Source organism: Tessaracoccus oleiagri (assembly GCF_900103275.1).
GTDB classification, from domain to species: domain Bacteria; phylum Actinomycetota; class Actinomycetes; order Propionibacteriales; family Propionibacteriaceae; genus Arachnia; species Arachnia oleiagri.
In genome coordinates this window covers 409953-423368 of the sequence record NZ_FNGP01000001.1, presented here as the reverse complement: position 1 = coordinate 423368, position 13416 = coordinate 409953, and the positions used below count along the sequence as shown (strand labels likewise).

The following is a 13416-nucleotide window of genomic DNA, read 5'->3' as shown; positions in this document are numbered from 1 at the left end:
GCCCGACGGGCGCTTCCACGAGCGGTGGCCCGTCGTAGCGCGACACGCCAACAGCAAGCGGGGCTCAGCATGCACCGAGATGCGCGCTGAGCCCCGACCGTTGCTGGCTCAGGAATCGACCGGTGTGAACCGGGCCGAGTCAGCCCTCAAATTCCCACTGCCCTCCCTCGTGACTCTGACCTGCGCCTCCGAAGAGCCGTCGAAGTCCCACTCGCCAAGGACTATCCACTGGCCGCCGCCGGAGCGCTGGTCCAGCGTCACGGACGCAGCCTCCGACGCGCCGAGCACGTCGTAGCGTGCCGCGGGGGTGCCGGGGGAAGCGGGGTACCAGACAGCAACCTGATACGTGCCGGGTGACAGGTCCGCGGACCACGTCGCCGATGCCCCCGCGGTGCCGCTGTAGCGGGTGGCGGACCCGTCCCATGCCTTAACAGAGGATTGGCGCCAGGCTGAGGCCGGCTCCTCAAGGTAGGGCGGGGTCGCAGGGTCGCAGGTTCCGGTGGTCGACTCGTTGGTGACGATCACGGGCTCAGTAGTCGGGGCGATGATCCGCTCGATGGTGAGCGGCGCACTGGGCTGGGTTGCCCCGCCAGACGTCCAGGCCGTGACCGTGTACGTACCACCGGCTCCCGGCTGGTGCCCGATGTTGAGTTCCGTCGCACCGGCCGTCGACCCGACCTCCGCGGTGCCCGCCACGCCGCAAGCCCCGGTGACGGCGGCGGTGTACCCGAGTGCACCTTCAACGGGTTGCCACGTGAGGGTGTAACGGCCGTCGTCATTGACCGTGTAGTCAAGACCAGAAACGGGTGCGTTGCTGCCGCTCGGACGTTCGATGGTGTCGTCCGACTGGCCGCCGGCGTTGAGCTGATAGCTGTGCCCGGGCTCGACGTCGAACTCCACGGCTCCGGTGATGGGGTCGATCTCGAAGTCAACCCGTCCACCGCCGGACCGGTCCACGACTCGGAGGAGCTCCGGGTCCCAGCCGGTGTTCATGAGCTTGATCGACAAGCCTTCACCGGCGCCGTCCATCTTGTACTCGTCCTGGCGCTCTCCGACGGGGAAGATGCGTGCCTTGAGGGCGCCGTCCTCTCGCTCCACAAGGATGCCGCTGCCACCCACAAACGCCGGCACGCGATCGGTGCCGAGGGGGTAGCTCTGCAGGGTCCGCCGCCCGCTGAACCGGCCGCCGGTCTCGTAATCGATCCACTCGCCCTCCGGAAGGTAGACGTCCCGGGTATGAGCCGACTCGAAGTCGCTGCCGAACACGGGGGTCGCGAGGATGTTCTCGCCGAGCAGCCAGGAGTACTGACGGGCCTCCTTCGATGCCAGGTGGTAGGTGTTGGGATCGTCGGGGAAAGCGATCGGCAGGGGGGTCATCGTTGACGGGTAGCCCGTCCGGTTCGAATCGAGTGCGGCGTCGTAGAGGTAGGGCACGAGACGCTGGTGGAACTGAGTTGCCTTGAAGACGGATTCGGCATACTGCTCACCTTGGTCGCCGTCCACTTGGGGGTCGTCCATCTCCCACGGCCCTCGGCCCATCGCCATGGTGGGACTGACCGCGAGCAGCCAGGCGTTGCGCACGAAGTAGTCCTGGTAAGCCGGGTCGGTCATGCCGCCGGCGCTCGGGGTGCCGCCGACGTAGTCCGCGTAGACGTTCGGGGCGGCGCTGGCGGCGAAGTTCAACATGTTGACGGGGAGCCGATCGGGGTCCTCGTTGTAGTTAGCACCGGTCCCGTAGTAGGTGTCGTTGTTGCGCACGACGTCGCCCGGGACCGAGTAGAGGGCATTGCGCACGATGACCGAATCGCCGGCCTCATGGAGCGCCTTGAGCAGAGGGTTCCAGATGCCGTCCTGGGCGAAGACCGGCTCGTAGAGCATGGCGTCTTCCTTGAAGCCGTCGACACCCCAGAGGCGCGACTGCTCGACGTACCATTCGAGCGCTGCCGCGTTGGGCGCGTCGAGGATGTAGTTCGGTCCCTTCGGGTAGCCGGTCTTCTCGACGGTCACGAGCTCGCCGTCGGCGTCCCGGAGGAAGTAGTCATTCTCAAGGGCGTACTGGGCGAACTCGCCGTCATAGTGCTCGTTGTAGTACTCGCTCTTGTCCGGTGCCTTGAAGTTGTTCCGGATACCGAGCAGGAGATCCATCCCCAGTTCCTTGAACGTCGCCTTCAACCGGTCGGGTTCTGGGTAGCGGGGGCAATCCATGTCCGGGTAGGAGCCGTCCGCCGGGTTGTAGTCGCATGCGTCGTCCCACATGCCGAAGGATGTCGTCGTGCCCTCTATGCCGTTGCCGCGAGGACCAGGCCAGAACCCGGAACCGACGACCCCCCAAGCGAGGTCGTAGCCGTGCTCGGCGTAGCCTCGGACGGTCGCCTCCACGGGCGCTTGGAGCGTGTTCCAGGCGAGGGCACCGTAAGATTCCCAGCCCAGTTCGAATAGCATCTGCCGGGGCGTGACCTCCGGGTAGCCCTCTGCCTCCCGGGCTGCCTTGTAGTCCGCGTAGACCTTCGGCATGTCGCCTACGAAGTAGTAGAGACTGTCGACCTCGGTGGCGTTGTTCGCGCCCAAGCGGTTCTCGTCCTCGGTCAGCGCCACACGCTTGGAGCCTTCCTCGAAGAGCACCTGCGCAAGTCCCTGCTGCGGGAACACGACGAAGTTCGATATGAAGCGCTTGCACGACCCCTGATTGGTCATGTTGTCGAAGATGGCACCGCTGAGTTCGCTGGTGTGGCGGGCATCGACGTTGCCGCCGCATGGTGTGCCTTCATCAATCATGCCGTTGGCGTGCGAGCCGTAGTCGCCGAGGCCGTAGGCGGGTCCGACGGCCCCGGTACGGAAGTCGATGGTTTTGCTGCCGGGAACTTCGTCGACGGTCATCTCGATGACACCGCCGGTCAGGCTCACGTCCACCTCCACCACGTCGTCAGAACTGGTGGTGACCGCCAACCTCAACGACTCGGCGGTGGCGGACAGCAGTTCCGTCCCGACGGCGTCGGCGCCACCCAGCACCAGGCCGGACTGGGCATGTGCCGGAGCGAGGACCGCCCCGGCGGCGTCGGCGATGGAGTAACGGAAGCCCTCCTTGGTAATGGTGATGTTCGCATTGTCATCGTGCAGCGTGATGAAGGCGTCTGACTCGGTGAATCCCATTGGCATGTCCGCTCCGGCGGGCACGGAGATCCCAACGAGACCCAGGGCAACTGCCGCAGACGCGGCGGTAAATCGGCCCCACGGCGATCTGGTCTCTGGACGGTTTGGCATCGACTACTCCCTTGTCCTGTCTGCAACGCAACTTTGCGTTCGCCTCCCTGACCCAATCAGCCACGGTTGGCGCAGGCAATGACAAGATAGAAGATGACCTTTTCTGTACTGAATTTGTGAGTGGTGAGCAAGTTGATCAAGGATGAACGGCTGGGCCTGCTCCGAGTCGAATTGCGCCGCCGTGGCGTTGTCAGCATCGTTGCCATGGCCCGCCGGATCGGTGTGTCCCAAGTCACCGTACGGCGCGACCTCGACGAGTTGGTCGCGAGCGGTCTGGCGGTGCGGGTCCGAGGAGGTGCCCGTGACGCCGAGTCTGCCGACATGAACAAACCCAATACGGGTCCCGAGCCCGACCTGCTGCACGGGAACGCGCTGGCAGAGCGGATCGCCACACTGTTGCGTCCGGGACACGTCGTGGGGGTGACCGGCCGACGCTTCGCTCCCATGATCGCGCAAGCACTGCTGACCGTCGCTGACGTCGGTATCGTGTCAAACTCGCTCTCCGTGGTGGGTGCCCTCAGTCAGCGCTCCGCCGTGCCAATGGTCCTGCTGGGCGGCGTCGTCACGGACAGCGGGTGCCTTGCCGGCCCGCTCGCCGTGGAGGCGCTCGGAAGGCTGCACTTGGATGCGGTGTTCATCGAGGGCGAGGGAGTGGATCCTGCGGCAGGGGTCACCACACGCAACCTGCTCGAGGCCGAGACGATGCGCGCGTTCATCGGTGCGGCGGGCTCGACCTTTCTCACGGCCGCGCCCGATCAGTGGCGGCGCGTCAGCCTTACCACGATCGCCGATCTCGAGGCAGTGGACGCCTTGGTGTCCGTGTCCCCCTCTGATCCTGGCTGGGGTGACAACTTCGAGGTCATCCTCTGATCGTGTGTCCCTCGGTCGACTCACGAATCGTGAGCCGATGCCCCACTGTCACCTGCTCCATGTCCGGGGTCCACGCCAATGGCGCGTTGAGTTGGCGGTGCAGCAGTTCCAGTGCGCTGCGCGCCAAATGCGGGAGGTCGGGTGTCACCGTGGTCAGGGGAGGATTCGAATAGGCGGCCATCGGGATGTCGTCGAAGCCGGCGACAGCGACATCCCCAGGAATGGCAAGCCCGAGTTCGCGCAGGCCCCTCATCGCCCCGAGCGCCAGCGAATCATTCACGCAGGCGAGTCCGTCGGGTCCGGAACCTGATCCGGAGACGAACAGGTCAAGCACCGCCCTCCTCCCTGCGCCGAGAGAGAACTCCGGCACGTCGATGACTTCGTAGGCGATGCCGCTGACCTCACCCACCGCGTCGAGAAACCCGAGCTCACGGCGCCCGGCGGCGTCGGAGGCGGGTGAGGAGCGCCGCCCGATCATGGCGATCCGGGTGCATCCCAGCGCCGCCAGATGCGCAGTGATCTCCCGCATGGCCAACCGGTTGTCCACTGTGACGTGACAGAACGTGCTCCGCTCGACGTGCTCGCCCAACAGCACCAGCGGCAATGGGTTCGGACGCCTGGTGAGATCGGCGGCCGTGAGGAAGCGGGGGACCACCAGAACGCCGTCCACTTCCGGAAAACCGACGCCGCTCACGGCGCCGTGCTCGGCGCCCACGCTGTCGGACGTCTGGAGTACTGCGACTGAGAAACCGAATTCAGGGGCGAACTCGACCACCTGAGCGACCATCTGCGCGAACCATGGCTCTCGCAACGAGGGGACCGCCAGCCCGATGAGACCCGTGCGCTGGCGCCGTGTCCCGAACATCCCGAGCTCTTGTCGCATACGGTTCATTCGTGCCCTTCATCGCCGGTGACGGTTGCGCCCGTGCTGGCATGCCTGTGCCTGGGTGCCGTTCCACGTGCTCGGCAGCCTACAGGTGGGCGTCGCGTCGTCGTCCAGACGATACGATCTTGTGATGCTCGTGTCCGACCGTCGCTCGTCTCTGTTGGCGTTCCTCCGCGCCCACGGTTCCGCCGCGGTAGAGACCCTTGCGAGTGAGCTGAAGGTCAGCGCCATGACGGTTCGACGAGACATCGACGCACTCACGGAGGCCGGTCTGGTCGAAAGGGTGCGCGGTGGTGCGACGATCGTCCGTGGCCAGACACGGCCGGGACCAATGGACGCCGCCATGCACCGGTTGCGAGCCGAGAAGGAGGCCATTGCCCGAGTGGCCGCCACAATGGTGGAGCCCGGGATGGCGGTCGGTCTCTCGGGCGGGAGCACTACCTGGTTCCTTGCGCGTCAGTTGCTGAGGATCCCGGACGTGACCGTTCTCACCAACTCGCTGGCGATCGCGGATCTGTTCGAAGAAGTCGACGACGCTGCAGAAACGGGTACCAGTGTCGTGCTCACGGGCGGCATCCGCACCCCTGGGCGTGCCTTGGTCGGCCCCGTGGCGGTGCGATCGCTCAGCTACCTGCACTGTGACATCTCTTTCCTCAGCGTCCACGGGATCCACGAAGAGGCGGGCCTGACCACCCCGAACATTTTGGAAGCGGAGACGAGTCGTGCGATGGCCGCTTCAGGCGGCCGCACTGTCGTGGTGGCGGACCACACGAAATGGGACGTCGTAAGTCTCACCACGGTGCTGGATCTCGAGGACGTCGACGTCCTTGTGACAGACCGGGGCCTGCCGGACCCAGCCGCCGAAGTCGCCCGGGCTCACATCGCCGACGTGCGGCTCGCGTAGCTGCCTCGAGTCAGCCGCTGCTGTCTCGCTGCACGACGGTGAAGGGCACTGTCACCTGCTCGACCGGCAGGTCCATCGAGAGGGCCGTGGCCATCTGCTTCATCAAGATGGAGAGCGCGACGGTCACCATCAATTCACGATCCGGCTCCACGGTTGAGAGACTAGGAACTGAGAAGGCACCCATGCTGACACCGTCGATGCCGATGACCCGCACGTCGCCGGGGACCGAAACGCGGCGCGCCGCGAGCCCAGCCATCACCCCCAGCGCGACAGAATCGTTCGAACACACCACTCCGTCGAACCGGGCTCCGGAGTCAACCAAACGCAGTGCGGCGTCGTAACCTTCCTTGGCCGAGAAGGCGCGGACCCCGCCCACCAGAGACTCGTCCAGAACGACACCGCGCTGCTCGAGCGCTGATGCGTAGCCGGCGTAACGTCGGTTGGAGGCGTCCGACGCCGGCTCGCGCGGACCGATCATGGCCGGCCGCACACAGCCCCGCTCGAGGAGGTGCAACGTTGCTGCTCCAGCGGCTGCGGCGTTGTCTATGGTGACGTGCGCGAACGGGCTGGAATCGATGTGCTCGCCGAGAAGCACCAGTGGACCGGGGCTTCGTCTGCGGGTGAGGTCGGCGACGCTGAGCGCACGCGGGATGTGTAGGAGTCCGTCGGTGGGGGGCACGCCAATTCTGTTGACGACGTCGATCTCACGTTCGTGTTCTCCCCAGGTCTGGTAGATGACTACCGACAGCCCGTGCTCTTCGGCCCGCCGCACGACAAGCGCGGTCAGTTCTGCGAAGTACGGCTCTTCCAAGTCGGGGACGGCGAGCATGATGGCCCGGGTTCGAACGGCGGGCGCCGCGGGAAACGCCTGGTCGAGCCCCGTGCCGCGCTTCACCGGCGACCTCACTTCTGCACACGTATCGAGACGACGCGCGCCTGCGGGACCCCGTTGGTCCGAGTCACGACAAGGCGGATCGCAACGAACGCTCCCGCTGCTCGCAGGTCGTGCACCCGCTGTCGCGCCCGGTTGTCCTGATGGGTGCTGATCGTGGTCCACCCAGACAATTCGTCGGCACCCGGGCCCAGCACCTCAATGCGGTAGTCACGCACCGCTTGGGGCATCACCTCATAGGGGGTCTTGTGGTGATGGAGGGTGTTGAGATCTACATCCAGGTCCACGTCGAACAGGAGCCGTAGCTCGGAAGCCTCGACCGCCTCATCCCAGTCAAGCCTGAGCCACTCCTCTCCCGTCTCGGAGATGGGCCCGGATGCCCACATGTTGGGGCCACCGTACGGGCGCTGGTAGCCCCCGACCGCGCGCTCGGGGGCGAGGGCCATCGATTCCGGCATCGCGACGAACTCGACCGAGCGGCCACGCAGAGGCTTTGTAGGCCAGCGCATCAGCAGCGACTCGGTATCGACGTCGACGTTCTGGTCGTCGGCGTCCGCACGATGCACGATGTTCAACACACCCGGCGGCAGCATCGCGGTGGTGTGGAGAAGGATCTGCGGATTGGCCTTGAGGACGACGATGCCGTTGCCAGCGGCGGCGGGGCGGTACGGCGTCGGAAGATCCAACCACTGCTCTGGGCCAGCCACGACGGTGAGGGAGCCCGTGGCTTCCAAGTGGCTGGGAACGACGTTCTGTGGCAGGTCGGGTGACCACACCTGGACCTCGATTTCCGTGTCCTCGAGCGCCGTGACTCGAATGCGAACCGATTCCAGCACCGGGTCGACGGGGACCACGATTCCGACGTCGCTCGTGAGGGGGAACTCGTCGCGAGCCGTAGGGATGACGCCTTCCGCGCTGGTGATCTCTGCGCCATCGGGTCGGTGCGTCCCGACGAACCTGGACCACGTTGACGCGCTCACACGCGCAGAGCGCGCCAAGTCCTCGGGGTCCCGGTTGGTCACCCCGATCAAGTTGGCGTCCTGTCGGAGCAGCAACTGCTGCAAGCGGTCGGGGTGCTCGGCCGCCAGTTCGCGGGGGCTGGCTCCCGCCTCGAGGCAGAGGTGTGCGGCTGTCCCGACTGCCTCGCCCATGGCCGCGCACGTCGCCATCACCCGGGCGGCTCCGAACGCCACATGGGTGGCAGAGAAGTCGCGCCCCGCCATGAACATGTTCTCGACGTTGACGGAGTACAGCGAGCGGAAGGGGATCTCGAACACCCCGTTGGAAAAGCGCTGCTTGGCTCCGGGATCCGGCGAGTACATTCCGGCCGCCGGATGGAGATCGATGGACCATCCGCCGTAGGCTACGGAGTCCGGGAAGGAGCGCTGCTCCAGTACGTCGTGCTGGGTCAGGGTGTGATCCCCGATGAAGCGCCGGTACTCACGTTTGCCGGGGACATTGCCGATCCATTCCATCGTGAGGTTGTCGGCGTCGAATAGTCCTGAATTCTTGATGTGGTCCCAAATGCCCAGGATGACGCCGCGCAGTTCATCGCGGATCCGTTCGTTGTCTGCCACGATGTCCAGTTCGCCGCCCCACTCCACCCACCAGTAGTGGGCCCCCGAGTCGCCGCTGCGGATGACCCGGGAAATGGGGATCGGGGTCTTGGTGATGTCAATCGCCGAGTCGGGGGCCACGAACTTCACCGGGAAGCCCATGTCTCTGGTGTAGAACAACAGCGTCGACCCCAGGAACTCCCGCACTGCCTGCTCGGGGGCCCAAGGCTCGTCGAACTCGGCGCGGGCTTCCTTGCCGAGCCGGTACTTCGCCCCGGCCAGGAATCCCACCAGGCCATCGCCGGTCGCATCCACCACCAGCGGCGCCCGGAAGGTCGTCAGGATTTCAGCCCCCATGGTCCATCCGGTGACCGAATCGATGCGGCGGCGATCCTCCGGTCCCGACGCCTGCACCTCGCGAACGTCCGTGTTGAGGAAGAGTGCAATGTTCTTCTCCCGGCGCACGAGGTCGAGCACGACGTCGTCCCAGTAGATGGGGTTGCCCTCGGGGTTGCGGAACTGGTTCTCAACCAGCATCTCACCCACGATGCCGACTTCTCGCGCCCACCTCTGGTTGCCATGTGCAGTGGCACCGCAGACCCAGACCCTCACCTCCGACGACGAGTTGCCGCCCAGCACGGGACGGTTGTTGACGAGGGCGACGCGCCGACCGAGGCGAGCTGCGGCGATTGCCGCGCTCACGCCGGCGAGACCGCCTCCCACTACGAGGAGGTCGGTCTCGACGGTCTGTGTGTGCATGGGGTCCTGCTCCTGAGGGTGGTTGGAACCTGGTTTCGGTTGTTGTCGGGTCAGCTGATCAGGGCCGTCGCAGCCTCGCGAGCCGCAGCCATGGCGTCGGCGGGGCTGGACTGGCCGACGAGGACAGCCTGTACCTGCTCGGAGATCGCAGTGTCGATCTGGCCGTACTGCGGGTACACCCAGAACGGGCTCGGCTGCGCGGTGGCGGTGATCCGCTCAGAGAAGTCGGCGATGAAGGTATCCGACTTGACGGCGTCCGCGGCCAGGCCCTCCTCGGTGGTGGGCGGCAGGCCAAGAGCCTCGAAGTACGCGACGACGGTCTCTTCGTCAGAGGTGAGCCACTGGGCGAACTCCGACGCCGTGTCGGCTGCCTCGCCCTCGACGACCGCGACCACGTGGCCCCAAGCCAGCGCCCGGGGCGCGTCGCCGGAGTTGAGCACCGGACGGGAAGCCGGTAGCAACTTGCTCGCGAGCTCCGGATCCGGCGAATCGGCGACCACACCGGCGCGACCCACGGGGGCATCGTCGTAGATGGCTGCCTTGCCCTGGCTGAAGAGGGAGCGGGCGTCGAAGCGGTCGACATCGGCCCCGATGAGGCCCTCGTCGTAAAGCTTCTTGTACCAGGTGACAGCCTCGATGGAAGCTTCGTCGCCGATGGTCACTTCGCCGTTCTCGACGAGCGAGCAGCCGAAGGTCTGCATCCAGACCTGAACGTCCTTGAGCTGGGCCACCTTCGTCGATGCCGCGTATGGGATGGTGCCATTGCCGAGACCCTTGAGCTCGCGGAGCAGGGCCTCGAAGTCCTCGATGCTGCTCGGGACCGAGTCTGCACCTACCTTCTGAAGCAGCTCGGCGTTGGCAACGAGTCCGATCGCGCCCATGGTCCAAGGGAGACCGTTCTGCACGCCGTCCACCTGACCCACGCTCAGGCCGGCCTCCGTGTAGCCGCGACCCTCCGCATAGCTGGAGAGGTCGCGCAGTTTGCCGAGCGCGGACATAGTGGCGAGCCAGGCGATGTCGAGCTGCATGGCGCCGGAGAACTGGCCGCCGCGGACCTGGAGCGTCAGCTGGTTCAGGTACTCGTTGAACGGGTATGAGACGGGCGAAATCTGGATCCCCTTGTCGGCACCGAACTTCTCGAGTTGCCCAGTGATGACCGGCTTGGCCGCCTCTTCGCTGATGGACCATGAGGCGAAGCTGAAGTCCTTCGCCTCGCTCGAGCCGATGGTCTGCCCGCCGGCGGACGGGGCAGAGGAGGGGTTGGTGTTGGCGGTTCCCTGCGAGCTGCAGGCGGCGAGGCCCGCCGCGCCCGTGCCGACCGCCATGAACTGCAGTAGCCCCCGGCGGCTGAGGGGGCCGAAGCCCTTGGAATGAATGGACATGGGTGGGGTGTTTCCTTTCGGTTGTTGTGGCCGGTTTCGAACGGTCAGCCTTTGACCGCGCCTGCCGTGAGCCCGCCAACGAGGAACCGTTGGAGAGCGATGAATCCGATGACGACCGGGAGTGAGACCACCAAGGAAGCGGCCATCAATTCGGGCCAAGCGGTCGAGGCCTCCCCGATATATGTGTTGACCAGTCCAGGGGGCAACGTCTGCTTGTCCGGACCGGCCAGGGTCAGGGCGAAGATGAAGTCGTTCCAGCCGCGGACGAAGGCGAATAGTCCGGCCGCCACGAGGCCCGGTGCAGCGAGGGGAAGAACAACGACGAAGAATGTCCTGAGCCTCGTCGCGCCGTCCACCTTGGCGGCCTCGATGAGGTCATTGGGAATGGTGTCAAAGAAGCCCTTCAGCATCCACACGCACAGGGGCAGCGTGAAGGTGGTGAACGAGAGCACGAGCGCGGTGTAGGTGTTCAGCAAGTTGTACGCGCTGAAGACGCTGTACAGGGTTACGAGCAGCAGCGCCTGCGGGAACATCTGCGAGCTGAGCACGAGGTACATCAGAGAGCGGCGCCCGCGATAGCGGAACTTGGAGAACGAGTAGCCCATGAAGGCGGAGACGATGACTGAGAGTACAGCCGTGATGACCGAGACGATGATGCTGTTGCGCAAATACGCGAACAGCGCAGGATTGTCGATCAAGGCCCGGTAGGCGTCGAGGGTCGGACTGCTCGGGAAGAGCTTCGGCGGATACGAGAACACCTCCGCGCGGGGCGTCAGTGACGTTGCGAACAACCAGTAGACCGGCAGCATCGCGAAGCCGCCGAAAACGATCACCGCCAACCAGGCGGCCACGGATGTCCCGTTGGACTGTCGCCGCGACGACCCGTGTTCGACTGCAACCTGGCGGCTTCTACTGAGCCGTGGAGCCCGAGCTGTGGAGATCTGGGTCATCATCACTTTTCCCCCTTCTCGGAGAAGTGGATGTAGAGCACCACGAGGATCCCTAGGAGCAACATCCACAGCAGACCAAGCGCGCCGGCCATTCCGAGATCGAAGCCGCGGAATGCGGTGTCGTAGACCGCAGTGGCGAACGTATGGGTGGATCCAGCGGGCCCGCCGCCGGTAAGGACGTAGATGATGTCAAAGTGCTGGAAGTTCCAGATGAACTCCAACAGGATGACGAGCCCGATGATGCCTCGCAGGTGCGGCACGGTGATCGACGCGAAGCGCCGTACGACGCCGGCGCCGTCCACCTCTGCCGCCTCGTACAGTTCCGGCGGCACAGTCTGGAGACCGGCGAGCAACATGACCATCATCCACGGGAAGCTCTGCCAGGTCTTGGCCACGATGACCGCAACCATCGCGGTGTCGGGGTGGGCAAGCCAAGCCTGCGGCGCCCCGATCGCACCGAGACCTTCGAGAAGTGCGTTGAGGACTCCATAGTTTGCGTTGAAGATCCACATCCACAGGAAGGAGACGACGACGCCGGGAACCAGCCACGGGATGAGCATCAGACCGCGCAAGGCCTTGGCGCCCTTGATCTTCGTGTTGAGCGCCAACGCTAGGCCGAAGCCGATGATGAACGGCAGCAGCGTGGTGCCCACGGTGAACGTCATCGTCTGCCCAAGTAGGCGGAGAAAGTCCCCACTCAGCACGGCCGTTATGTTGTCAAGACCTACGAAGTCGCGTCCGGGGTAGAGGAGGCTCTCCTCGAAGAAGGCACTCACCAGTGCCGACACGAGTGGGTAAACCACTACCGCGCACAGGAGGGCGAACCCGGGAAGCGTCAGCAGTAGAGCGAAGGCTCCATCACCCAACTTCACCCCCCGACGCTCCGAGGTAGTCGCAGTTTGCAACATTTTATACACATCTCTGTGAGTATTTGTGAGGCATCGATGCCCTTCCTTACGCGACAGAGTCTGTCTTGAGCGACGTGCCCATGTCAAAGGTTGTGGCGAGAATGGTAAAAGATGATCATGAATGGGATTTATTGAGACTCTCGGGGGTCGCAGATCGTCGGCCAGCTCATTCGTCGGCGCCTAATCTCTCGCGGGTCCGTGGGACGCCCCACTGCCAGCCGCCCTCGCGGGAGGGGGTGAAGAGGTCGGTCGCCCCTCGGGTGTTGCGGCCGCCTTCGCCGTGGCAGACGTCGCAGCCGAAGGCGTCGAGGAGCATGGCGCGGTGCTGGCCCCAAACGTGGGCCGCTGCGATCGAGGCGCTGGTCCACGGTCCGCCGTAGACCTTGCACGGCCCGTCGTCCGCGCCCCTGCGCAGCGGGCAGCCGGTGCGCGCCGGCACCAGCCGGACGGGTACGGGGGTGGGATCGCCGACGTCGACTCCGGGCAGGGTGGGCGCGGGCGCCATGCCGTGCTCGTCCCAGCGCAGGATGACGTTCTGTCCGTGGAACCGTGCCTGGTCTTGGGCCTCCTCCAGGTCGCAGTTGCGCACCAGGGCGCCGCCTTCGACCCATTGCCGGTCCGGGGAGGTGGCGACGGTGGGGCACCAGTCCCAGCCCTGAAAGTCGAGCCGCCAGTGCAGGGCGTGCAAGGTTTCGGCGTCCTCGGTACGGGTGGTGAGGCTGCGGAACGCCTTCACGCCGGAGAGGACGAACACCTCGACGGTGTCGTCGCCGAAGAGCGCGGCCGGGGTGTCGGTCGTGTCGGACTCCGGGTCGGGGACGAGGTCGAACGCGGGGTGCTCGCCCCCTTGGGGCCAGATGCGCACGACGGTCTGCCGGTAGGACTCGACCACCGGCACGTCGGGCGGTTGGCGCAGGATGCCGGTCTCGCTCGCCTGGAAGCGGGTGGGCGGGATGGGCACTCGGATCTGGTCCGGAGGGAATTGGCCCTCTCCCGGGCGCAGGGGATGTGGGGACATGTCGAAGACTCCTCGTCACCGTGCCTCGAC

General features: G+C 65.6%; 10 protein-coding genes. 2 read left to right on the top strand and 8 right to left on the bottom strand.

All coding sequences use genetic code 11. The annotated features are described in order from the left end of the window. Positions 1 to 108: 108 nt before the first annotated feature. A complete protein-coding gene (locus BLR46_RS01840; protein ID WP_176761618.1) occupies positions 109 to 3156 on the bottom strand; it encodes a golvesin C-terminal-like domain-containing protein in 3048 nt (1015 codons plus the stop codon). A 228-nt stretch (positions 3157 to 3384) separates the two neighbouring features. On the opposite strand from BLR46_RS01840, the gene BLR46_RS01835 reads away from it, so the two are divergent. Beyond that, positions 3385 to 4131, top strand: coding sequence for a DeoR/GlpR family DNA-binding transcription regulator (locus BLR46_RS01835; protein WP_143008174.1), 747 nt, complete (start codon positions 3385 to 3387; stop codon positions 4129 to 4131). Here BLR46_RS01835 and BLR46_RS01830 read toward each other — a convergent pair. Next, positions 4121 to 5014, bottom strand: a complete 894-nt coding sequence (locus BLR46_RS01830; RefSeq protein WP_176761617.1) for a LacI family DNA-binding transcriptional regulator — start codon at positions 5012 to 5014, stop codon at positions 4121 to 4123. The two genes, BLR46_RS01835 and BLR46_RS01830, sit on opposite strands and share 11 nt — an antisense overlap. Before the next feature lie 133 nt (positions 5015 to 5147). Between BLR46_RS01830 and BLR46_RS01825 the strand changes: the two genes are divergently transcribed. After that, complete coding sequence (locus BLR46_RS01825; RefSeq protein ID WP_093248435.1) at positions 5148 to 5921, top strand: DeoR/GlpR family DNA-binding transcription regulator; 774 nt, start codon at positions 5148 to 5150, stop codon at positions 5919 to 5921. A 10-nt stretch (positions 5922 to 5931) separates the two neighbouring features. Here BLR46_RS01825 and BLR46_RS01820 read toward each other — a convergent pair whose 3' ends face one another. The 6 genes from BLR46_RS01820 to BLR46_RS01795 all read right to left on the bottom strand — a co-directional run bounded on the left by BLR46_RS01820 (position 5932) and on the right by BLR46_RS01795 (position 13386). Beyond that, a complete protein-coding gene (locus BLR46_RS01820; protein WP_218118282.1) occupies positions 5932 to 6816 on the bottom strand; it encodes a LacI family DNA-binding transcriptional regulator in 885 nt (294 codons plus the stop codon). Between the two features lie 8 nt (positions 6817 to 6824). After that, positions 6825 to 9128 (bottom strand): FAD-dependent oxidoreductase, encoded by a 2304-nt coding sequence (locus tag BLR46_RS01815; RefSeq protein WP_093248433.1) that lies wholly within the window; start codon positions 9126 to 9128, stop codon positions 6825 to 6827. A 50-nt stretch (positions 9129 to 9178) separates the two neighbouring features. Beyond that, the gene (locus BLR46_RS01810) at positions 9179 to 10510 is read right to left on the bottom strand and encodes an ABC transporter substrate-binding protein (RefSeq protein WP_093248431.1); all 1332 of its coding nucleotides are present in this window, start codon (positions 10508 to 10510) and stop codon (positions 9179 to 9181) included. 44 nt (positions 10511 to 10554) lie between these two features. Next, positions 10555 to 11361 carry a carbohydrate ABC transporter permease gene (locus BLR46_RS01805; RefSeq protein ID WP_218118281.1) on the bottom strand — a complete coding sequence of 269 codons (807 nt, stop codon included), beginning with the start codon at positions 11359 to 11361 and terminating at the stop codon, positions 10555 to 10557. 101 nt (positions 11362 to 11462) lie between these two features. Further along, positions 11463 to 12125, bottom strand: coding sequence for a carbohydrate ABC transporter permease (locus tag BLR46_RS01800; protein ID WP_218118280.1), 663 nt, complete (start codon positions 12123 to 12125; stop codon positions 11463 to 11465). A 409-nt stretch (positions 12126 to 12534) separates the two neighbouring features. Then, entirely contained in the window at positions 12535 to 13386 is an 852-nt protein-coding gene (locus BLR46_RS01795) for a DUF3293 domain-containing protein (RefSeq protein WP_143008173.1), read from the bottom strand. Positions 13387 to 13416 lie beyond the last annotated feature (30 nt).

What these genes read in the sequence shown, in the direction of transcription:
- BLR46_RS01825 (WP_093248435.1), top strand. Translation starts at nt 5,148, where the DNA reads ATGCTCGTGTCCGACCGTCGCTCGTCTCTGTTGGCGTTCCTCCGCGCC.
- BLR46_RS01830 (WP_176761617.1), bottom strand. Translation starts at nt 5,014, where the DNA reads ATGCGACAAGAGCTCGGGATGTTCGGGACACGGCGCCAGCGCACGGGT.
- BLR46_RS01815 (WP_093248433.1), bottom strand. Translation starts at nt 9,128, where the DNA reads ATGCACACACAGACCGTCGAGACCGACCTCCTCGTAGTGGGAGGCGGT.
- BLR46_RS01800 (WP_218118280.1), bottom strand. Translation starts at nt 12,125, where the DNA reads ATGACGTTCACCGTGGGCACCACGCTGCTGCCGTTCATCATCGGCTTC.
- BLR46_RS01795 (WP_143008173.1), bottom strand. Translation starts at nt 13,386, where the DNA reads ATGTCCCCACATCCCCTGCGCCCGGGAGAGGGCCAATTCCCTCCGGAC.
- BLR46_RS01810 (WP_093248431.1), bottom strand. Translation starts at nt 10,510, where the DNA reads ATGTCCATTCATTCCAAGGGCTTCGGCCCCCTCAGCCGCCGGGGGCTA.
- BLR46_RS01840 (WP_176761618.1), bottom strand. Translation starts at nt 3,156, where the DNA reads ATGCCAATGGGATTCACCGAGTCAGACGCCTTCATCACGCTGCACGAT.